The organism is Micromonospora sp. CNZ296 (assembly GCF_007827635.1).
The window spans coordinates 51863-72649 of sequence record NZ_VISW01000023.1 but is presented as its reverse complement, the minus strand read 5'-3'; the positions used below and the strand labels follow the sequence as shown (position 1 = coordinate 72649).

At 74.4% G+C, this 20787-nt stretch carries 22 protein-coding genes; 12 read left to right on the top strand and 10 right to left on the bottom strand.

Features of this window, described 5'->3' with window-relative positions; all coding sequences use genetic code 11:
• The first annotated feature begins 15 nt into the window (after positions 1-15).
• Positions 16-879: an SDR family NAD(P)-dependent oxidoreductase gene (locus FB455_RS29145; protein ID WP_123110655.1), complete on the top strand. Its 864-nt coding sequence runs from the start codon at positions 16-18 to the stop codon at positions 877-879.
• Positions 880-924: 45 nt separating this feature from the next.
• The gene (locus FB455_RS29140; protein ID WP_145755419.1) at positions 925-1305 is read left to right on the top strand and encodes a VOC family protein; all 381 of its coding nucleotides are present in this window, start codon (positions 925-927) and stop codon (positions 1303-1305) included.
• A gap of 57 nt (positions 1306-1362) precedes the next feature.
• Here FB455_RS29140 and FB455_RS29135 read toward each other — a convergent pair whose 3' ends face one another.
• The gene (locus FB455_RS29135) at positions 1363-4377 is read right to left on the bottom strand and encodes a glycosyl hydrolase (protein ID WP_145755418.1); all 3015 of its coding nucleotides are present in this window, start codon (positions 4375-4377) and stop codon (positions 1363-1365) included.
• Between the two features lie 261 nt (positions 4378-4638).
• Complete coding sequence (locus FB455_RS29130; RefSeq protein WP_145755417.1) at positions 4639-5046, bottom strand: hypothetical protein; 408 nt, start codon at positions 5044-5046, stop codon at positions 4639-4641.
• A gap of 96 nt (positions 5047-5142) precedes the next feature.
• Between FB455_RS29130 and FB455_RS29125 the strand changes: the two genes are divergently transcribed.
• Positions 5143-5763, top strand: a complete 621-nt coding sequence (locus FB455_RS29125) for an L-threonylcarbamoyladenylate synthase (RefSeq protein WP_013286492.1) — start codon at positions 5143-5145, stop codon at positions 5761-5763.
• 76 nt (positions 5764-5839) lie between these two features.
• Positions 5840-7414, top strand: coding sequence for a Na+/H+ antiporter (locus tag FB455_RS29120; protein WP_030273226.1), 1575 nt, complete (start codon positions 5840-5842; stop codon positions 7412-7414).
• A 44-nt stretch (positions 7415-7458) separates the two neighbouring features.
• Here FB455_RS29120 and FB455_RS29115 read toward each other — a convergent pair whose 3' ends face one another.
• Both FB455_RS29115 and FB455_RS29110 read right to left on the bottom strand, forming a co-directional pair.
• A complete protein-coding gene (locus FB455_RS29115; protein ID WP_145755416.1) occupies positions 7459-8391 on the bottom strand; it encodes an SMP-30/gluconolactonase/LRE family protein in 933 nt (310 codons plus the stop codon).
• Between the two features lie 115 nt (positions 8392-8506).
• A complete protein-coding gene (locus FB455_RS29110) occupies positions 8507-9952 on the bottom strand; it encodes a glycoside hydrolase family 10 protein (RefSeq protein ID WP_114920478.1) in 1446 nt (481 codons plus the stop codon).
• A 382-nt stretch (positions 9953-10334) separates the two neighbouring features.
• On the opposite strand from FB455_RS29110, the gene FB455_RS29105 reads away from it, so the two are divergent.
• Positions 10335-11180, top strand: coding sequence for a S1 family peptidase (locus tag FB455_RS29105; RefSeq protein WP_013476671.1), 846 nt, complete (start codon positions 10335-10337; stop codon positions 11178-11180).
• 50 nt (positions 11181-11230) lie between these two features.
• Here FB455_RS29105 and FB455_RS29100 read toward each other — a convergent pair whose 3' ends face one another.
• Both FB455_RS29100 and FB455_RS29095 read right to left on the bottom strand, forming a co-directional pair.
• The gene (locus FB455_RS29100) at positions 11231-11563 is read right to left on the bottom strand and encodes a putative quinol monooxygenase (RefSeq protein ID WP_145755415.1); all 333 of its coding nucleotides are present in this window, start codon (positions 11561-11563) and stop codon (positions 11231-11233) included.
• 40 nt (positions 11564-11603) lie between these two features.
• On the bottom strand, positions 11604-12566 hold the full coding sequence (locus FB455_RS29095; protein WP_071094893.1) for a hypothetical protein: 963 nt from the start codon (positions 12564-12566) through the stop codon (positions 11604-11606).
• A gap of 164 nt (positions 12567-12730) precedes the next feature.
• Between FB455_RS29095 and FB455_RS29090 the strand changes: the two genes are divergently transcribed.
• Positions 12731-13036, top strand: coding sequence for a DUF1330 domain-containing protein (locus tag FB455_RS29090; RefSeq protein ID WP_013286485.1), 306 nt, complete (start codon positions 12731-12733; stop codon positions 13034-13036).
• Positions 13037-13049: 13 nt separating this feature from the next.
• Here FB455_RS29090 and FB455_RS29085 read toward each other — a convergent pair whose 3' ends face one another.
• On the bottom strand, positions 13050-13793 hold the full coding sequence (locus FB455_RS29085; protein WP_357001547.1) for an N-acetyltransferase: 744 nt from the start codon (positions 13791-13793) through the stop codon (positions 13050-13052).
• A 72-nt stretch (positions 13794-13865) separates the two neighbouring features.
• Between FB455_RS29085 and FB455_RS29080 the strand changes: the two genes are divergently transcribed.
• Positions 13866-14288: an acyl-CoA thioesterase gene (locus tag FB455_RS29080; protein ID WP_013286483.1), complete on the top strand. Its 423-nt coding sequence runs from the start codon at positions 13866-13868 to the stop codon at positions 14286-14288.
• A 7-nt stretch (positions 14289-14295) separates the two neighbouring features.
• Here FB455_RS29080 and FB455_RS29075 read toward each other — a convergent pair whose 3' ends face one another.
• On the bottom strand, positions 14296-14955 hold the full coding sequence (locus tag FB455_RS29075; protein ID WP_071094899.1) for a response regulator transcription factor: 660 nt from the start codon (positions 14953-14955) through the stop codon (positions 14296-14298).
• Entirely contained in the window at positions 14943-16226 is a 1284-nt protein-coding gene (locus FB455_RS29070) for a histidine kinase (RefSeq protein WP_145755413.1), read from the bottom strand. Before FB455_RS29070 ends, FB455_RS29075 begins: the two co-directional genes overlap by 13 nt.
• A gap of 132 nt (positions 16227-16358) precedes the next feature.
• On the opposite strand from FB455_RS29070, the gene FB455_RS29065 reads away from it, so the two are divergent.
• The 4 genes from FB455_RS29065 (at position 16359) to FB455_RS29050 (ending at position 19563) form a co-directional block, all read left to right on the top strand.
• Positions 16359-17000 carry a DUF998 domain-containing protein gene (locus tag FB455_RS29065; protein ID WP_145755412.1) on the top strand — a complete coding sequence of 214 codons (642 nt, stop codon included), beginning with the start codon at positions 16359-16361 and terminating at the stop codon, positions 16998-17000.
• A gap of 4 nt (positions 17001-17004) precedes the next feature.
• Positions 17005-17292, top strand: coding sequence for a DUF1905 domain-containing protein (locus tag FB455_RS29060; RefSeq protein ID WP_013476678.1), 288 nt, complete (start codon positions 17005-17007; stop codon positions 17290-17292).
• Positions 17289-18167: a Sir2 family NAD-dependent protein deacetylase gene (locus tag FB455_RS29055; RefSeq protein ID WP_145755411.1), complete on the top strand. Its 879-nt coding sequence runs from the start codon at positions 17289-17291 to the stop codon at positions 18165-18167. The genes FB455_RS29060 and FB455_RS29055 overlap by 4 nt, the downstream gene beginning before the upstream one ends.
• Before the next feature lie 169 nt (positions 18168-18336).
• A complete protein-coding gene (locus FB455_RS29050) occupies positions 18337-19563 on the top strand; it encodes a low temperature requirement protein A (RefSeq protein ID WP_013476680.1) in 1227 nt (408 codons plus the stop codon).
• Positions 19564-19592: 29 nt separating this feature from the next.
• Here the strand turns inward: FB455_RS29050 and FB455_RS29045 are convergent, their stop codons facing one another.
• The gene (locus FB455_RS29045; RefSeq protein WP_013286476.1) at positions 19593-20138 is read right to left on the bottom strand and encodes a hypothetical protein; all 546 of its coding nucleotides are present in this window, start codon (positions 20136-20138) and stop codon (positions 19593-19595) included.
• 70 nt (positions 20139-20208) lie between these two features.
• On the opposite strand from FB455_RS29045, the gene FB455_RS29040 reads away from it, so the two are divergent.
• Positions 20209-20787, top strand: coding sequence for a TetR/AcrR family transcriptional regulator (locus tag FB455_RS29040; RefSeq protein ID WP_013286475.1), 579 nt, complete (start codon positions 20209-20211; stop codon positions 20785-20787).

The following is a 20787-nucleotide window of genomic DNA, read 5'->3' as shown; positions in this document are numbered from 1 at the left end:
GGGAGGGGTGACGCGGTGGCGGGGGTGCTGTCGGGGCGGGTCGCTGTGGTCACCGGCGCCGCGCGGGGGATCGGCCGGGCCGCGGCGGTGGCGCTGGCCGAGGCGGGCGCGGACGTGGCCGGGATGGACGTCGCCGGGCCGGTCAGCCCGATCCTGGACCTGCCGCCCGCTACCCCGGAGGACCTGGCCGAGACCGGCCGGCGGGTGACGGCGGCGGGCGCCCGCTGGTCGGCGCACGTGGCCGATCAGCGCGACATCGGCGCGGTACGCGCTGTGGCCGAGGCGGTGGAACGCGAGCACGGCGGTGTGGACGTGCTGTTCGCCAACGCCGGGATCCAGGCGTTCGCGCCGCTGCTGGAGATGACCGACCGGCACTGGCACGACCAGATCGACGTGAACCTCACCGGCGCCGCGAACGTGCTGCGGGTCTTCGCGCCGTTGCTGGTACGTCGCGGCGGCGGCCGGATCGTGGTCACGTCGTCCACCCAGGGGCAGCACGGCACCACGAACGGGTCCGCGTACTCGGCGTCCAAGTGGGGACTGATCGGGCTGGTCAAGTCCGCCGCGCTGGAACTCGGGCCGCACGGCGTGACGGTGAACGCGGTGATCCCGGGCCTGGTCGACACCGCCCTGACCCGGCACCGGGACCGGTACGTCCAGGCGCTCGTCGAGGCGGGCAAGCCGGCCTCCGGTGACCTGGCTCAGGTGGAGGACGCCGCGATTCAGGCGCTGCGGTCGAAGACGCCGCTCGGCGTGCCGTGGGTGGAGCCGGAGGACGTGTCGCCGCTGGTGGTGTTCCTCGCCTCCGACGCCGCGCGGATGGTCAGCGGCACGTCGTTCGCCGCGACGGCCGGCGACAGCGCCCACGTGACCGCCTGACCTCGCCGGGCTGCCGCTGCCGGCGGTCGTGGCTAGGCTCGGGCGATGCATCGATCGAGGTTGTACGCCCTGATCATCGACGCGCCGCAGGACGAGGCGGGGGAGTGCGCCGCGTTCTGGTCCGCCGCGCTCGGCGCGAGCCTGCGCACCGATCCGGCCGAACCGGAGTTCACCGGCCTGGCCGACGTGGTGCCGGGGCTGGTCACCGCCGTGCAGTCGGTCGACGACGCGCCCCGTCACCATCTCGACATCGAGACCGACGACGTGGCGGCCGAGGTGGAGCGGCTGTGCGGGCTGGGCGCCACGCCGGTGTCCCGCTGGCTCGACTGCCACGTGCTGCGCGCGCCGGGCGGGCACCTGCTCTGCGTCATCCCGGTGGCGAGTGACAGCGAGGTGTTCGAGGCCACCGCGACCCGCTGGCCGTGAACCGGTAGGCACGAGCCGGCGCCCCGGCCGTGCGGGCCGGGGCGCCGAAACCGTGGGTCAGGAGCCGTACGGCAGCGTGACCGTCGAGGCGTTCCCGACGCCGAGGATCGTGGGCGCGCCACCGATGGCGTTCCACACCTCGACGCGTACCGTGCCGCCGGACAGGTTGCCCAGCGTGCCGGTGGCCGAGAGCAGGCCCTGGGTCTGCCGGTAGCGCTCCGCACCCGGGATCGGATCGGTGGCGAAGTACCGGTAGGTCTCCACCCGCTCGACGCTGCCGTTGCCGGTCAGGTCGTAGGAGACCCGGATCTGGACGCCGTTGCCGATCGCGGTCCCCGCGTCGACGGCCAGGTCGAACACGGTCGCCCCGCCGGTGTACGTGCCGGTCAGCCCGGTGGCGGTGAACACCTGCGGGTTGGCCGGTGTGCCGTCGGAGTTGCCGTTCGCCGCCGCCACGTTCACCGTGCCGGCGGTGCCGGCGCTGCCGTCCAGCCCGCCGCCCGTACGCAGGTAGCGGACCGGTGTCAGCGGGGTGCCGGTACTCGGAGTGGGGCTGGCGGTGGTCGGCGTCGGCGTCGGCGTCGGGCTGGCCGTGGTCGGCGTCGGACTGGCGGTCGTCGGGGTCGGCGTCGGCGTCGAGGTCGGCGGCGGACCGGTCGGCACGGTCACGCCGCCGGTGGCGTCGCCGCCGCTCCACGCGTACGCCCCGGAGGTGGCCGTCCTCCCGGCCGGCACGGTGAGCGTGGTGCCGTTGGAGAACGTGACTGTGAGCGGCTGGGCGGTGATGTTCGACGCCACGTAGGTGCGGGCGCCGTTCTTGACGAACACCTTCGCCAGCGGGTGGTTCGCGGTGACCGTGGTGTCCACGGTGCCGAGCGCGGCGAGGTTGCGGATCCAGTGGAACGTGTGCGCCTTGCTCTCACCTTCCTCGCTGGTGAACCCGCTGTTCGCCCGGAAGTTGCGCAGCGCCTGCTCGCCGTCGCCGAGGGCCAGGAACTCCCAGATGATGTCCTGCCACACGGTCGGCGGGCCGCCCTTGTTGGTGACCAGCTCGGCGTAGTTGGCCTTGACGTACTCGGGGTGGTCGCCCAGGTAGAGGTGACCGCCGGTGATCGGCAGCATGTTGATGCCCTGGATCATCTCCGGCGCGGAGGAGAACCAGGTCGCGTACGCCCCGCCGTCGCCCCACACCATGCCGACCGTCTTGTGCCCGAACGCGGCCGGGAAGTTCTGGTCGTACACGTCGAACCAGTACTCGGAGATGGCCGCCGACTGCGTGGTCCACAGGTAGACCCCGGCGTCGCGGACGGCGGTGTCGCCGGTGGCCTGACCCCACTGGATCAGCGCGTTGGCGAAGTTCATCCCCTCCGAGGAGGACTCCTGGTTGTTGCCGGCGAAGAACGGCGCCAGCCCGGAGGCCCAGTCGTGCCCGGCGTAGATGTCGAAGTCCCGCAGGTAGGGGAAGCGGCTGTCGGCGCGGTCGTAGTTGTTGGCGTCGCGGATGAGCAGGTCGATCATGCCGCCGTAGCGGCTGTCGTCGGCCCAGCCCGGGTCGAACTTGGCGACAGTGGCGGCGGCGGCGATGAAGTAGCCGTAGTGGAAATGGTGGTCGTTGAGGTCCTCGTCGGAGCCGTACGAGGCCGGGTAGCCGATCAGCGTGCCCCAGTTGCGGTCGTAGTAGAACAGCTGGCTGGTCTCGCCCGAGCCGGCGGTGAGCCAGTTGGTCAGCCGGTTCTTCATCGCGGTCACCGCCGCGTCGCGGACCGGGGTCTGCCCGAGCTGGTCGGCGATCTCGGCGATCCGGGCGGCCCGGCCGAGTCCCTTGCCCGCCCAGTAGGTGTCCCGGCCGCTGACGCCCTCCGGGTTGCCCTGCTCGGCGTTGAGGTAGCCGGTGACGGTGGCCAGGTCCGCGCCGCTGGAGTCGCCGACGGCGGGCACCTCGGGCAGCACACCGGTGAAACGCATCGTGGTGGTGAACGACGGCACGCCGGTGAGCACCCGCATGGCGCCGCGCGCCGAGACGTACGTCGGGGTGATCGGGGTGGCGCCGGTGAGGCTGCGCCACTGGTGCGGGTAGAGCGCCACCACTGTCTTCGTCTCGCTGCCCTCGCGGGGCGTGGTGGTGAACGCGTACGTGGTGCGCACCGTTCCCGCCGACGGGTCGTACGTGTAGCTCATCCGGGTGCCGGTGACGTGGGCGTGGGCGTACCGGCCGTAGGTGTCGGCCAGGGCGGCCCGGTCGCCGCCGCCGGGCAGCACCGCGACCGAGAAGTACCCCTTGCCGGCCAGCGTCGAGCTGATGCCGGCGCCGTTGACGGTCCAGGTCGCGCCGGTCGGTGCGTACGCGACGTAGTCGTGGCCGTTGACAGTGAAGCCGATGGTGGCGCCGGAGTTGCGCCACACGGTGGGCGTCGCGGTGGCGGTGAGCTGCGCGGTGCCGCCGCTGACCGTGTAGTAGCTGAACGGCAGCCCGTGGCCGATGGTGGCGCGCATGGTGCGGCTGCCGTCGCTCCAGTCGGCGGTGACCGTCCAGTCGCTCCAGTCGGCGGCCTTGACGACCGGCGCGGACAGTCCGGGCATCCCGACGCGGACGTCCTCGCCGTACGGGTAGTGGAACTCGCCGACGCCGGTCGCGGTGCCGCTGATGGCCGGGGTGGTGGTGTACGACAGGCCGAGCCCGTTGTTCTCGGCCTTGAACGCCAGCGGGTGGGCGTGCAGGTTCTCGCTGCCGGCGCAGTTGTTGCGCTTCCAGATCAGCGACGACCACCAGTCGTTGGTGGGGATGGCGCCGGCGGGCGCGTCGGGGGTGGTGAAGATGCGCGGGTTGGTGCTGATCGCGCCGCAGCCCTTGGGCAGCTGGGCGCCGGGCGGCAGCGTCTCGGTGTAGCTGCCCGCGCCGACGGCGCCGGCGGTGGCCGTGCCGCCGCCGCCGGCCACGGCGCCCAGCAGGCCGGCGGCGAGCACGGACGCGGCGACGAGGGCGGTCGCCCGCAGACCGCGACGGCGGGCCGGGGACGGGACGGGCGCGGTCGGGGGTACGGGGTCGGGGGAGAAGTCCCGCAGGAGGTTCATGGAGGTCCCCTTCACGAGGAGAAGGCGGGGTACGAAATGGTGTTCCGGCAGTCGTGAGAGCGCTCTCTTGAGAAGGGACAGTAAGGTTCGGGTTACGGCTCCGTCAATGTCTTGTTACCAAAGAGAGCGCTCTCCCGTGCTCACGGAAGGCCCTCCGGTCACCTCGCGAAGCGCCCTGACCAGCGTCGACGGCCCGCACGAAGCGCCGCCCCCGACCGAGGCGGCCGGGGGCGGCGCGAGGACGCGTACGCCTACGCTGAGTCAGGCGGCGGTGGCGGCGAGACTCCGCACGTCGGTGCGTGCCGCAGCCGTGCCCGGCTCACCGGCGGCACCGGCTCGACCGGCGCCCGGCTGCCCGGCGCCCGGCTGCCCGGCGCCCGGCTGTCCGGCGCCCGGCTGTCCGGCGACCGGCCGCGACGCGGACTGCGGCGAGCCGGCGGACTGCCGGGGCGCGGCGGGCTGCCGCGGCGTCCGGGCGGCGCTCAGCCCCGCCTGCGCGTTGTTCCAGGCCGCGCACGGCCACGCCGCCCCGACGCAGCTCGGGCTGGTGCAGACGCGCTCGGCGTCCGGCTGGTGCGCGTCGGCCACCGCGGCGGCCAGGTCCCACAGCAGCGGATCGGTCACCTCCGCGGGGCGGTCGGCGACGCGGTCTGTGCTGGCTTCGGACATGATTCGGTCCCCCTGTCGTGAACGGCCCCCACCTGTTTCCGGAAACCGCCCCGGCCAAACCTGCGCCCGCCCGGGCGTGGACATAGGCTGGCCGGCGTGGCGAGGTACTACGACCTGCATCCGGACAACCCCCAGCCCCGCGTGATCCGGCAGGTGGTGGACCTGCTGCGCGCCGACGGGGTGATCGCCTACCCGACCGACTCCTGCTACGCGCTCGGCTGCCGGATCGGCAACCGCGACGGCGTGGAGCGGATCCGGGAGATCCGGCGGCTCGACGACCGGCACCCGTTCACCCTGATGTGCGCCGACTTCGCCCAGCTCGGCCAGTTCGTCAAGCTCAGCAACGCGGTCTTCCGGCAGGTCAAGTCCGTCATCCCGGGCAGCTACACCTTCCTGCTGCCGGCCACCGCCGAGGTGCCCCGCCGGTTGCAGGACCCGCGGCGCCGGGTGGTCGGGGCGCGCGTACCCCGGCACACCGTGACCCAGGCGCTGCTCGCCGAACTCGGTGAGCCGCTGCTGACCAGCACGCTGCTGCTGCCCGGCGAGGACGAGCCGATGACCCAGGGCTGGGAGATCAAGGAACGGCTCGACCACCTCGTCGACGCCGTGGTCGACGCCGGGGACTGCGGGCTGGAGCCGACCACAGTGGTCGACCTGTCCGGCCCCGAGCCGGAGATCCTGCGCCGCGGCGCCGGCGACCCGGCCCGCTTCGAGTAACGATCACCCGTTCCGCCCCGCCGGACCGCCGCCGTAGGGCACCGTGATCCCCGGCGGACGGTGACGGGGGTACGGCGTGGAAGCACTCGTGCTGATCACGGTGCTGGGTGCCACCGTGCTCGTCGGCACCACGATCGGCGGTCGCTACAGCGTCGCGCCGCCGGTCCTGCTGATCGCGATGGGCGCGCTGATCGGCCTGCTGCCGCCGTTCGAAAACCTGATCCTCGAACCCGAGGTCGTGCTGGTGCTGTTCCTTCCGGCGATCCTCTACCGGGAGAGTCTGGTCATCAGCCTCCGCGAGATCCGGGCCAACCTCACGGTGATCGTCGGGCTCGCCGTCGTGCTGGTGATCGTCACGATGGTCGCCGTCGCGTACACCGCGCAGGCCCTCGGCGTGCAGCCGGCCGCCGCGTGGGTGCTCGGGGCCGTCCTGGCGCCGACCGACGCCGCCGCCGTGGCCGGCCTGGCCAAACGGATGCCGCGCGGCATCCTCACCACGCTGCGCGCGGAGAGCCTGGTCAACGACGGTACGGCGCTCGTGCTGTTCGCGGTGGCGGCGGGCGTGGTCGCGGGCGGTACGGTGCCCGGTGCGCTGACGCTCAGCGGCGAGTTCGTCGGCAAGTCGGCCGGCGGGGTGGCCGCGGGCCTGCTCGTCGGCGCGGTCGTCGTGCTGATCCGCAAGCACGTGGACGACCCGATGCGCGAGGGCGGGCTGAGCATCCTCACCCCGTTCGTCGCGTTCCTGCTCGCCGACGCGGTGCACGCCAGTGGGGTGCTCGCGGTGGTCGTGTCCGGGCTGCTGCTGTCGTACGCCGCGCCCCGGGTCATCCGGGCCCGTTCCCGGGTCACCGCGTTCGCGTTCTGGGACCTCTCCACCTTCATGATCAACGGTGGGCTGTTCGTGCTGCTCGGCACGCAGGTGCCGCGCTCGCTGCGCAGCATCACCAGCCACTCGCCGACCGCGTCGCTCGGCATCGCGGTGCTCGTCGCAGCGGTCGTGGTGGCGATCCGCCTGCTCTGGGTGCACCTGTCGGTGTCGGCGCTGCAACGGGTGGACCGGCGGGAGTCGAGCCGGGCGCGGCACTTCGACGGCCGGATGCGTACCGCCGTGGGCTGGGCCGGCTTCCGGGGCGCCGTCTCGCTCGCCGCGGCGCTCGCCGTGCCGGTCACCATGCACGACGGGAGCCCGGTACGCGAACGTGACCTGATCATCTTCGTCACCGTCGTGGTGATCGTGCTGATCATGCTGGTGCAGGGCACCACGCTTCCCGCGGTCGTGAGCTGGGCCGGCCTGACCGGCGACCGGGAACGCGACGAGGAGGTGCGCTGGGCCCGGATCCGGGCCACCGAGGCGGCACTGGAGGCGCTGCCCCGGGCCGCCAGCGACGTGGGCGCCACCCAGGACACCGTGGACCGGCTGCGCGCCGACTACGAGGATCACCTGGCCGACGCCCGCGACCCGGGTGGCGAGGACGCGGAGGCGGAACGGGAGATGGCCCGCCGGCTGCGGCTGCGGGTGCTCGACCACAAGCGGCAGGAGATCACCCGGCTGCGCAACACCAGGCAGATCGACGACGCGGTGCTGCGGCAGCTCCAGGCGGCCATCGACATCGAGGAGATCCGGCTGCTCGGCCCGGAGATGGAGGAGTGAGCGACGCCGCCCGCGCCGGACGTCCGGCGCGGGCGGCGGCCCGCTCAGCGTGCGTCGACGGCGACAGCCGTGTACGGGGTGGCCGGCGTCGGCGGGGTGGAGAACCGGGCGTTGGGCAGGTAGAGCCGCCCGAGGGCACTGGTGACGGTGGTCGGCACGTCGAAGTCCGGATCGGTGAGCACCCGGCGCAGCACACCGGTGGTGCCGGCGTGGTTCAGCTCGACCGCGGCGACCTGGTTGAGCCGGTTCTGCACCACGTACAGCGTGCGGCCGAGCACCAGCAGGCCGTCGCCGTTGACGAACGTGCTCCCCGGCACGTCGACGGTGGTGGTGACGCCGGTGGCCGGGTCCACCCGGAACAGCGTGCCGGTGTTCGACTGCACGACGATCAGCGCCCGCCCGTCCGGCGTGGGCGCGATGCCGTTGAGGTTGATGCCGGTGCCGGTCTGCTGGAAGTCGCCGGTCAGCGGCAGCGTGGTGAAGGCGCCGGCGGGCGGCAGCGTGCCACCGCGCCCCAGCGGCAGGCGGTACAGCACCGGCCGGTTCGAGTCGGTGAACCAGGCGGCGTCGCGGGTGAGCGCCACGTCGTTGACGAACGTCGGCGCGTCGGCGAACCGGTAGCTCGCGAGCACGGCGCCGGTGCGCGTGTCGATCACCCGGGCGTCACCGGCGGTGCCGCCGGCGACGAAGAGCCGGCCCCGCGGGTCGACCTTCAGGCCGAGCGAGGGGGTGCCGGTGGCGGGGCTGACCTGCCGGCCCGCTCCGGTGATGAGGTCGGCGCGGTAGATCTCGCCGGTGGCCCGCGACCCGAACCAGGCGTACCGGCCGGCGGCGGCGACGCCCTCCGGCTGGAAGCCGTCGGGCAGCGCGATGACGCTCGGGCGGCGGTCGTGGGCGGTGGCGGGGGCCGGGGCGGCGGTGGTGACGAGGGCGGCGGTCAGGGCGACGCCGAGGGCGGTCCTGATGCGTCGGTTCACTGTGGTCCTTCCGGCGAAACGGTGGAACAGGACCTACCCCACTGTACGGTCGCGGGCCGCTGCCCGCCCGGGACGCGACCCGGCACGGTGGCCCCGTGCCGGGTCACGTCGACTGTCAGCCGGCCGCGCAGGCCGGCGTGCCGGAGGGCGCGGTACCCGTGCCCTGGAAGCCGAACTCGGTGGTGCCACCGGCACCGACCTGGCGGTTGTAGTCCACGTTGCGGAAGGTCACCGCACCGCTGGTGCCGCTGGCCTGGGCGCTCCAGGTGTTCGTGATCGCCGAGCCCGAGGGCACTGTCAGCGACACGGCCCAGCCGTTGAGTCCGGCGGAGCCCGCGGTGATGCGGACGTTGGTGACGAAGCCGCCCGGCCACTGGTTGACGGTGAACGTGGCGGTGCAGGCGCCGGTCGGCGGGGGAGTCGTCGGCGGCGCGCTGGTCGGCGGCGTGCTGGTGGGCGGCGCCGAGGTGGGCGGCGTGCTGGTCGGCGGCGCGGTGGTGGGCGGCGGGGTGCCGCCCTCGTTGAGCGCGTTCAGCACGGCGGTGTACGCCTGCTTCTTGTTGCCGCTGCCGTCGAACAGCAGCGGGGTGCCGCTGGCCCGCCAGGAGTCGGTGTCCCGGATGCCCCAGACCGTGATGCCGTTGCAGCGCGGCACGGCCAGGCAGTCCCGGGTCACGTTGCCGTACGTGGTGGCCTGGCTGCTGCCCGAACCCTCGATGTCCAGCTCGGTGATCTGCACGTCGACGCCGAGCGCGGCGAAGTTCTGCAGCGTGGTGCGGTAGTTGCTCGGGTACGGCGACCCGCTGTTGAAGTGCGACTGGAGACCGACGCAGTCGATCGGCACGCCCCGGGACTTGAAGTCCCGCACCATGTTGTAGACCGCCTGGGTCTTGGCCCACGACCAGTTGTCGGTGTTGTAGTCGTTGTAGCAGAGCTTGGCGCCCGGATCGGCGGCGCGGGCGGCACGGAACGCGGCCTCGATCCAGTCGCTTCCGGTGCGCTCCAGGTTGGAGTTGCGGCGGGCGCCGCTGTTGCCGTCGTCGAACGCCTCGTTCACCACGTCCCAGGAGTGGATCTTGCCCCGGTAGTGGGTGGCGACCTGGGTGACGTGGTTGAGCATCGCCTGGCGCAGCGCGCTGCCGGACATGTTCTGCGCCCAGCCGGGCTGCTGCGAGTGCCAGGCCAGCGCGTGTCCGCGTACCCGCATGCCGTTGGCCTGGGCGTGCGCGACGAGCCGGTCGCCGCTGCTGAAGTTGAACTGGTTCTGGGACGGCTCGGTGGCGTCCCACTTCATCTCGTTCTCGGCGGTGACCATGTTGAACTCGCGGTTCAGGATGCCGACATACGTGCTGTCGGACAACTTGTTCACCGCCACCGCCGTGCCGAAGTACCGGCCCTGCTCCGCCGCCGACGCGCCGAGCGTCGTACCGGCGCTGGCGCTGGTCGCCGCCGCTATCGTGGCGGCGACCACCGCGGCCCCCGCCACCATCGCGACCACAGCGGTCCGCGGGCGTGACCGGGCTGCCGCGCTCCCGCTGCCGCGGGCGAGCACCTTGTCCATCTGAACGCCTCTCTAGCCTGTCAATGGGATCGGCTCGCCTCGGCCACCGCCCGCCACGATGTCGGCTCCGCGCGGCCGCCCGGTGGCCGCGCCAGGTGGGGGAGTGAATCCCCGGCACATCGTGAGTGGATCGAAGCGAATCTCTGCCCGGAGCCTACCGGAAGCGTTCCGAAAACTTAATCACCTCGATACGTCGACATCGGGGCACGCGGCACCGGACGAACGGGCGGAATCCCGGGCGGGGGCGGTAGGCGGGCACGCGCGTACCGCCCGGCGCGGCTCCGGAAGTTTCGGGGAGCGCCGGTTCTGCCGGTTGAGTCGATCGCGTCGCCGGGCCGATGCTTGATGAATCGACCGTAGACGATGGAGGAGGTCCTGGAGGATGCGCCGACCCGCGCTCGTCGTACTCGTCCTCGCTGCCCTGCTCGCCGGCACCCCGGCGGTCGCCCGGGCCGGCGCCGCCGCACCGCCGCCCGAGCCCGCCGCGCTCGCCGCGATCCGCACGCCCGGCACCGCCTGGGGGCACGACCCGGCCACCGGCCGGCTGACAGTCACCGCCGACGACACGGTACGCGGGCGCGAGCTGGCCGCGTTGCGCCGGACCGCCGACCGGGCCGGCGCGGTGCTGCGCCACGAACCCGGGCGGCTGCGCACGCTCATCGCCGGCGGTCAGGCGATCCACGGCGGCGGCGGGCGCTGCTCACTGGGCGCGAACGTGCGCAGCGGCGCCACCTGGTACTTCGTGACCGCCGGGCACTGCACCCGCCTCGCCGCCACCTGGTACGCCGACAGCGCCCGCACCACGGTGCTGGGCAGCCGGACCGGCAGCAGCTTCCCCGGCAACGACTACGGCGTCGTCCGCTACACCGGCACCGTCGCCCACCCGAGCGCGATCCACACCTACCCGGGGCAGGTCACCGTCACCGCCGCGGGCAGCGCGTACGTCGGGCAGGCGGTCTGCCGCAGCGGCGCCACCACGGGCGTGCGGTGCGGCACCGTCACCGGGCTGAACGCGACTGTCAACTACGCCGAGGGCAGCGTCACCGGGCTCATCCGCACGAACATCTGCGCCGAACCGGGCGACAGCGGCGGCCCGCTCTACGTGGCGGCGACCGGTACCGTCATCGGCGTCCTGTCCGGCGGCAGCGGCAACTGCACGAGCGGCGGCACCAGCTACTACCAGCCGATCCTGGAGATCCTCGCCGCGTACGGCCTGACCATCCCCTGACCGGCCGCGCGGGCGGCACGACCGCCGCCCGCGCCGGACCGGTCACCCGGTCAGGCGCCGCCCGGCACCGCCATCTCGCCCAGGCGCGACCAGCCCTGCTGCGGCACCGTCGTGTTGACGATCCGGGGCGTCTCGGCCAGGTGCGGCGGCAACGTGCGCTGGGCGGTCCGGAAGTGCTCCGACTGCACGTGCGCCGCGCCCGCCTCGTCGTCCCGGAACGCCTCGACCAGCACGTACTCGGTCGGGTCGTCCAGGCTGCGGGACCAGTCGAACCACAGGCAGCCGGGCTCGGCCCGGGTCGCGGCGGTGAAGTCGGCGGCGATCTGCGGCCAGCGGTCGGCATCCTCCGGGCGGACCCGGAACTTGGCGGTAATGAAGATCATGGGATCAGGCTACCCAGGGCCGGCGGCCACCCGCGCGGCATCAGCTCTTGGCCGCCGGGCCGAGCAGCTCGGCCGCCCGCCGGTCGGCGAACGCGGTCACCGCCTGCTGCCCGGCGCCGAACACGATCGCCAGGCCCAGCAGCGCGGCGGTGCTGCTCACGCTGGTCTCCACCAGGCCGCCGATGACCAGCATGATGCCGACCACCGCGACCAGCGGGCCGACGGCGAGCTTGAGCAGCCCCTGCTGGAACGGCAGCTTGTAGGGCAGCCCGCCGGACCGGGAGGTGATCATCGACGGCAGCGCGCTGAGGAACGCCCCGAGGGCCCCGGCGATCAGCACGAAGAACAGCAGCCGCCAGGCCGGTACGCCACCGGCGTCGGTCGGCGCCTCCAGCAGCCGGACGTCGTGGCTGAGCCACTGCACCAGCACCACCAGGACCTCCGCCAGCAGCGCGAACACCGACAGGCCCAGCATCCGGTTGCGCAGCCGGCGCGCCGACTCGTGGAACTCGTCGGACGCCGAGTGGTAGCGCAGCAGCAGCGCCTGCACCCGGGCGCGCAGCAGCGCCTCGGACGGGGCGCCGGCCGACGGGTCGAGGTCGGTGAGCACCTTATCGTCGGCGGGCAGCACCTGCGCCGCCGCGCTGCGGTACGCGGGCAGCAGCCCGGTCAGCTCGTCCGTGGAGCGCAGCGCCACCATGGCCCGCTCCACCGAGTGGATCGTCTGCCACGCGTACTCCAGGTTGCCGCCGCGCAACCACTCGACCACGCCGCTGCGTCCGAGCACCACCTCCACCCGGGACAGCTGCGCGCGCAGCGCCTCGGCCCGCTCGGGGTCGCGCGGGGACAGCACCGCGAGCTGCTGGTACAGGTCGTCGAGCTTGGTCCGTACGCGGACCTGCCACACCGCACCGGGAACCGACGCGGCGGGCCGGGACGGCCCGCCCTCCGGCGCGTTCCGGGGCTCGGGTATGGCCTCCGGCTGGGTCTCCTGCTCGATCATCGTGCCCCACCTCTTTCCCCCCAGCCGCGCGGACCTGCTATCAGTATTCGCAGGTCAGGGCCATAATGGCTAGAGCACACCGGACAGTCGACCCGGCTCGCGAGGTGCGGGATCCGGCCCGACGGACGAGGCCGCAGCCGTCGGGCGGTCGGTAGCCTGAGCCGGTGACCGTCTACGCCCTCGCACAGCTCACCATCCACGACCGGGCGCGCTACGACAGGTATGCCGCGGCCTTCCCGCCGGTGCTGGCCCGATACGGCGGGAAGCTGCTCGCCGCCGACACCGCCCCCCGCGTGGTGGAGGGGGAATGGCCGCACCAGAAGGCGGTGCTCCTGTCCTTCGACAGCCGCGAGGACTTCGAGCGCTGGTCCACCTCGCCGGAGTACCGGGAGATCTCCCGGGACCGGGAGGCGGCCACCGAGGGCGTCGTGCTGCTGCTCGACGGGATCGGGCACGCCTGGCCGGCCTGACCCGCGGGCCCGCTCAGAGCCGGTGCCGCACCCACACGTTCGGCTCGACGTACGCGGCGTGGTCGTGGTCGGCGTCGACGAGCACCGGCGTCAGCGCTCCGGGCACGCGTACCGGGCCGGAGGTGTCGAACGGCAGCCCGGTCCAGCGCCGCCAGTCGGCGAGCGTGCCGGTCACCGTCATCGACCGGGGCGCGATCCGCTCGATCACCCCGCCCGCGCGGACGTGCACCCGCAGCCACGGGTCGGCCGGCAGCCCGTCCGGGCGGTGCCGGGCCACGTACTCGGTCATCGGCACGTCCGGGACGGCGGCCTTGCCGCTCGGGCGCACCGGCGCCACCAGCGTGTCGAAGCCGGCGCGGGCCACCGCCGCGCGCATGGCCGCGAGCATCAGCCCGGACACCCCGCCGCCGCGCCGGTCCGGTCGCACGCAGATCTCCAGCGCGGACACCAGGTTCGGCGTCGACCCGGTGAGCCGGCCGAGCGTGGCCCGCTGGATCACCCGGTCCCAGCCGCCGTCGGGCAGCTCGTCCTCGGTCCAGCGCAGCGGCACCGCGTACCCGCGGGCCACGGCCCGGCCCGGCTCGGCCGGGTCGACGGCGGCGAAGACGAACTCGGGGTGCAGCTCGTGCGCGACGCCGTAGTAGAGCGCCCCCATCGGATCCCAGAGCATGAACGGCGGCCAGGCGCCGTCGAAGTCGTCGTCCAGCAGCGGCGCCAGGTCGGGCCGCTGCGCCAGTGTCACGATCTCCAGGGTCACGCCGGGCAGGCTAGGGCCGCGCGGCCCGGACCGCACGCGGATTACCGCTGCGCCCCTGGTTAGGCTGCCGGCATGGCAGATCCGTTCCGGGTACGCGTCACCGTGCGCGGCTACGAACTCGACACGCAGGGGCACCTCAACCAGGCGGTCTACCTCCAGTACGCCGAGCACGCCCGCTGGGAGTGCCTGCGCGCGTCCGGCATCGGCCAGGACCGGCTGCTCGCCGGCGGCGTCGGGCCGGTCGCGCTGGAGGTGACGGTGCGCTACCTGCGGGAGCTGCGCGGCGGCGACGAGGTCGACGTGACCTGCGAGTTCCACTGGGGCGAGGGCAAGACGTTCCGGATCGGCCAGGAGTTCACCCGGGCCGACGGCACCCCCGTCGCATCGGTCAGCGGCGTCGGCGGGCTGCTCGACCTCACCGCACGGCGGCTCGTGTCCGACCCGCGCGAGCGGTTCCGGGCGCTGGCCACCGACCCCGGCCCGATGAGCCTGTAACGCCCGGTCAGCGCGCCGCGCGCAGCCAGGCGAGCACTGCCAGCACCCGCCGGTTGGTGTCCTCGTCCGGCGGCAGGCCGAGCTTGGCCAGGATGTTGCCCACGTGCTTGCCCACCGCCGCCTCGGTGACGTGCAGGCGGGCCGCGATCGCGGCGTTGGAGTGGCCCTCGGCGACCAGCCCCAGCACCTCCCGCTCCCGGGGGGACAGCGGGCCGAGCGGGTCGCGGGGGCGGCGCAGCAGGTGCCGCACCACGTCCGGGTCGACGGCGGTGCCGCCGGCCGCCACCCGGCGCAGCGTCGCGGCGAACTCGGCGACGTCTGCCACCCGGTCCTTGAGCAGGTAGCCGACCCGGTTGCCGTCGCCGCTGTCGAGCAGCGCGGCGGCGTACCCGCTCTGCACGTGCTGGCTGAGCACCACCACGGCCAGGTCCGGGCGCTCGGCGCGTAGCGTGACCGCAGCGCGCAGGCCGTCGTCGCGGTGCTGCGGCGGCATCCGGATGTCGGTCACCAGCAGATCGGGCCGGTGCGTGCGGACCGCGTCGAGCAGCTCCGGGGCGGAGCCCACGGCGGCGTCCACCGCGAAGCCGAACCGGGTCAGCAGGCCCACCAGGCCCTCCCGCAGCAGGATCTCGTCCTCGGCCAGGACGACCCGGATCACGGACGGCACGGCAGCTCCACCCGCACGAGGGTAGGCCCACCGGGCGGGCTGGACAGCAGCAGCCGCCCGTCCACCGCGGCCACCCGGTCCGCGAGCCCGGTCAGGCCGGTGCCGCGCGCCGGGTCGGCGCCGCCCCGGCCGTCGTCGCACACCTCCACCACCAGCAGCCGTTCGTCGCGGATCAGCCGCACCTGCGCCCGGGTTGCCCCGGCGTGCCGGGCCACGTTGCCGAGCGTCTCCGAGACCACGTACCAGGCGGTGGTCTCCACCAGCTCCGGCACCGGGCGGGTCAGGTCGGCGTGCACGGCGACCGGGACGACCGACCGGGCGGCCAGGTCACCGACGGCGGCGGCCAGGCCGAGTTCGGTGAGCTGCGCCGGACGGATGCCGTGGACGATCCCGCGCAACGTCACCATCAGCCCCTTGGCCTGCTCGTGCGCCGCCGCGAGCGGCCCCGCCCCCGGGGAGTCGTCCGGCACGTCGAGGCGGGCCAGCCCGAGCTGGAGCGTGAGGCTGGTCAGGCGCGGCTGCACGCCGTCGTGCACGTCCCGCTCGATGCGGCGGCGCTCCGCCTCGTAGGCGCTCACCAGGCGGGCCCGGGACCGGGTCACCTCGCGCAGCGCCGTACCGGCGGGCGCGTCGTCGAGCAGCAGGCGGGCCACCGTCGCCTGGACCGCTACGAGCAGGCCGGCCAGGTAGACCAGCGCCGGGACCGCCAGCAGACCGGCGAGCGCGTACGGCACCGCCTCGGCCGGGGAGTCGACTGTGGCCCAGACCAGCACGATCCGGTCCTCGCCGCCGGCCAGCCACGGACCGGCGATCAGCACCGCGTCCAGCAGCGCGAGCAGACCGACCGTTCCGTACGCCGGCGGCACCGCCACACCCAGCACGGCCAGGTACGCGGCCTCCCGCCACCCGGCGGCGGTGGTGAGGCGGGCGGCGAGCCCACGCCACCGCGGTGCTGTCACCGGGCGGTCGTCGACCAGGCCGAGGCGCCACCGCTCGACGGCAGCCACCGGCGCGCCGGCCAGCGGGGCGAGCGCCACCACCGCGAGCGCCAGCACGGCCAGCACCGCCAGCGCCGGGGCGTCGACCGGGCGGCCCCGCCGCAGCGCGCCGGCCACCAGCAGCAGTGGCGCGGCGACCACCGCCGCGCCGAGCGCCGCCGCGCCAGCCAGGGGCAGCGTCGTGACGGCGTACGCCAGTGCCCGCCACGGCCACGCGGACAGCAGGTAGCGGCGGCGGCGCAACGCGCCGGCCAGCCCGTGATCAACGGTCATGCGGTGACGCTAGCCAGGCCACGCCGTGCTTCCCAGCCGGCTGGACCCCGCTCTCCGGGTAGGCCTGGCCCTACCTCGAACCGGCCCGCCACGCCCCGTGTGCCGGATGCCCGGAGACGGTGCACTCGGCGGATGAGAAACCGCCTCGCGGGCGCCTGCTGGCTGCTCGCCGCCGTGTCGTTCCTCGTCGCCAACGTGGTCGTCGGCCTGGCCTGGGAGCAGCCCCGGTTCAGCTGGGCCGAGCACAACATCAGCGACCTCGGCAACGTGACCTGCGGCGTGTGGGACAACAGCCGCCCGCGTCCGGTCTGCTCGCCGTGGCACCCGCTCATGAACGCCGTGTTCGTCGGCGCCGGGCTGCTGCTCGCGCTCGGCGCGCTGCTCGCACACCGGGCGCTGCGCCCGGGCCGCGCCGCGACCGTCACCGTCGCATCGGCAGTGGCCGCCGGATCCGGGTACGTGCTGGCCGGCCTCCACCCGGCCGACGTGGACGAGAACCTGCACGTGCTCGGCGCGCTGCTGGTCTTCGCGCTCGGCAACGCGGCGCTGCTCGCCGCCGCGCTCGGCCGGTCGCCGCTGCTGCGCGAGCTGCGGACCGTCAGCGCGCTCCTGGGCCTGCTCGGCCTGGCCGGCACCGTGCTGTTCCTGTCCCGGGTGGACGCCGGCATCGGCGTGGGCGGCATGGAACGCGTCGCCGTGTTCCCGCTGTTCGCCTGGGTGACGGTGACCGGGCTGCGGCTGCTGCGGTCGCGTCGGTCCCGGCCCCTATCCTGACTGGATGGAGCTGGCGTTCAGCGGCGAGGTGTGGTTCTGGCGCGGCCCGGCGCCGTACCACTTCGTCACAGTGCCCGACGAGCAGAGCGCGGCCATCGAGGCCGCCTCGGCGTCGGTCACCTACGGCTGGGGCATGATCCCGGTGACGGTCCGCATCGGTGACACCGGCTGGCGGACGTCGCTGTGGCCCAAGGACGGCCGGTACGTGGTGCCGCTGCGGGTCGCGGCGCGCCGGGCCGAGGGCATCGAGCTGGGCGACCGGGTCGACGTGCGGCTGACGGTGGACGTGTGACCGGGCCGGAGCTGGCCGAGGCGGGCCGGCTGCTCGCCGCCGCCCGGCGGCCGGTGGTGTTCACCGGGGCCGGCATGTCGGCCGAGAGCGGCGTGCCGACGTTCCGGGACGCCCAGACCGGGCTCTGGCAGCGGTACGACCCGCAGGAGCTGGCGACCCCTGCCGCGTTCCGGGCCGACCCGGCGCTGGTCTGGGGCTGGTACGAGGCACGCCGGCACGGGGTGCGCCGGGCCCGGCCGAACCCGGGGCACCGGGCGGTGGCCGCGATCCGGGCCCGGTGCCCGGAGACCGTGGTGATCACGCAGAACGTCGACGACCTGCACGAGCGCGGCGGTGTGCCGGCCCCGGTACGCCTGCACGGCAGCCTGTTCGCGCCCCGCTGTTCGGCCTGCGCCCGGCCCGCGCCGCTGCCGTCCGACCTGCCGCCGCCCTCCGACGCGCCGGTGCCGTTCGGCAGTCCGGAGGCGCACGACGAGGCGGAACCGCACGACGGGCCGGAACCGCCCGGCGGGCCGGAGCCGCATGCGCCGGAACCGCACGACGGGCCGCTGACCCCGCCCGCGTGCGCCGGATGCGGCGCGCCCGTGCGGCCCGGGGTGGTGTGGTTCGGCGAGGCGCTGCCGTCGGCCGCGCTCGACGCGGCGGTCGAGGCGGCGTCCGGCTGCGACCTGCTGCTGACGGTGGGCACCTCGGCGCTCGTGCACCCGGCCGCCGAGATCCCGCTCGTGGCGGCCCGTCTCGGCGCGCCCGTGGTGCAGGTGAACCCGGTGCCGACGCCGCTGGACGCGATCTGCGCGGTGAACCTGCGCGGCCCGGCCGGCGAGGTGCTGCCCGCGCTTGTCCGCGCCGCCTGGCCGGACGCCGACGCCGGCTGAGCCGCCCGCCGCCGCCCTGCCTGACAGCCCGGCCGCGCCGCCTCGTCGTGCCGCTCAGCGGGCACCGGTCCGGCAGACCGCGCCGGGCGTGATCGCGGGAAACACCCGACCGCCCGTCCGGGGCCGCCTACCGTCGGCGCAGGAGGTGGACCGGCGGAGGGCGGCGGACGTGGCACGCGAACGGGTGCGAGGGCGGCTGCGCCCGCCCCGGCCGGGGCCGGACCAGCGCCGGGTCACCCCCTTCGAGATCTTCTTCGACCTGGTCTTCGTCTTCGCGCTCACCCGGATCATGGCGCTGATCGAGCCGCACCCGACCCTGACCACGATGGCCCAGGGCATGCTCCTGCTCGTGCTGCTCTGGGTGGCGTGGCTGTCGTACGCCTGGTTGGGCAACCACACGCCCGCCGACGTCGGGGTGGTGCGCGGCGGGTTCCTGATCGCGATGGCCGCGTTGTTCCTGGCCGCGCTCGCCATGCCGGAAGCGTGGACGCCGGGTCCGGGGCTGGACGGGCCGCTGATCGTCGTGCTGGCGTACGTGGTGCTGCGCGTGGTGCACCTGACGCTGTTCCACTGGGCCGCCGCGGACGACCCGGAGCTGCGCGCCCGGATCCGGTTCTTCGCGCTCGTCAGCGCCGTGGGCTGGGTGCCGTTGCTGCTCGGCGCGCTGCTGGACGGGGCCGCACACGCGGTGCTGTGGGTGCTGGGCTTCGCCGTCGAGGTGGCCGGTCAACGGCTGTCGTACGCCCGCCGGGGAGCCTGGCCGCTGCGCAGCCCGACGCACTTCGCCGAGCGGTACGGCCTGGTACTGATCATCTCGCTGGGGGAGTCGGTGGTGGCCGCGGGGGTGGGCGCGGCCTCGGCGGTGACCGAGCCGCCGGTCCTCGCCGTGGCGCTCGTCGGTTTCGTGGTGACCGCCTGCCTCTGGTGGCTGTACTTCCACCGCACGTCCCCGGCGGCGGCCCGGGCGCTCGCCGCCGCGTCGCCGGCGCAGCGGGACCGGATCGCCGCGGACGCCTACAGCCAGACCCATCTGCTGCTGGTCGCCGGCGTCATCTACCTGGCGCTGGGTATCGAACAGGTGCTGGAGCACGTCGCGGACCCGGAGGCCGGGCCCCGGCTGGACCGCTCCGCCGCGGTGGCGCTGTTCGGCGGCGCGGCAGTCTACCTGGCCGGGCGGCTGCTGTTCCGCCGTCTGACCGGGCAGCCGGTCGGACCGGCCCGGCTCGCCGTCGCCGGGGCGGCACTGCCGCTGGCCGCGCTCGGGACGGTGCTGCCGCCACCGCTGGCGCTGGCGGCGCTGGCCGGGCTCTTGCTGGCCGCGATCGCCGTCGATCGGCTCGGTGAGCCGGCCGCCGCCGGACGGCCGGGGGTCACCGACGCGCATCGACCGCTCTGAGGCCGGATCGCCGGCGCGGTCGGTGATCCTCACGCGTCGCGCGGCGCCCGCTTCGGGAAGACGGTGTACGCGACCGGCCAGAACACCAGCCAGCCCGCCATCACCACGCTGAGCCGGCCGGTCCACGCCCACAGCTCGGCGGTGCGCTCGCTGTCGCCCACCACGGCGATGCCGGCCAGCAGCACGGCGCAGGCGACCGCCCAGCCGATCATGCCCTTGCCCCACTCCCGCCACTCGTGCCGGGCCCGCGCCATTCCGTACCGGGGTGGCCGGCTCGGGGGAGGGCCGCCGGCGAACCGGTGTGCGAACCGCTGGTCGGCCCAGCGCACCATGCTGTGCCCGAACGCCACCGAGAACCCGAGGTACGCGGCGGCGAGGCCGTGGGCGAACGTGGCGGTCGCGCCCCGGCGCAGGTCGATCATCGTGGCGGCCAGCAGCACGAGGTCGACCACCGGCACGGCGATCAGCAGGGCGGCGCCGAGGCGGGGCCGTCGCAGCGGGTACCGGGCGATCAGGCCGGCGAGCAGCACCACCCAGAACGCCACCTCGCATCCGACGATCACTGCCACGAGCATGTGCCCTCCTTTTTTAGTACGCTGTGCGATAACCGTAACAGCGCTCGTCAACCAGGTTCCGGAGGGGCCCGTGCCCAAGATCGTCGACCACGACGCGCGCCGTGCCGAACTGGCACGGGCGATGTGGCGGGTCGTCTACCGCGACGGCGTCGGCGCCGCCACCGTCCGCAGCATCGCGGCCGAGGCGGGCTGGTCACCGAGCGCGCTGCGGCACTACTTCGCCACCCAGACCGAGCTGCTGGTGTTCGCCATGGAGCACGTGCAGGCCGAGGCGGCCGAGCGGATCACCACCGGGGACCGCACCGGCAGCCCGCGCGAGGTCGCCCAGCGGATCCTGGAACAACTGCTGCCGCTGGACCGTCAGCGCGTCCGCGAGGCCGAGGTGTGGCTGCTGCTCGCCGCGCGTACCCGGACCGACCCGGCCGCGCGCGCCCGGATGACCGAGGCCGACGAGGGCATCCGCCGCGCCGTCGAGTTCGCGGTCGTCCTGCTCACCGGGGAACCGGCCGCCGACCCCGAGGCGGTCGCCGGGCTGCACGCCCTGCTCGACGGGCTCGCGCTGCACGCGCTGCTGCACCCCGAGCGGATGCCGCCCCGGCGCGCCCGGGAACTGCTCGGCGCACACCTGGACGCGCTCGCCGCGCCCTGA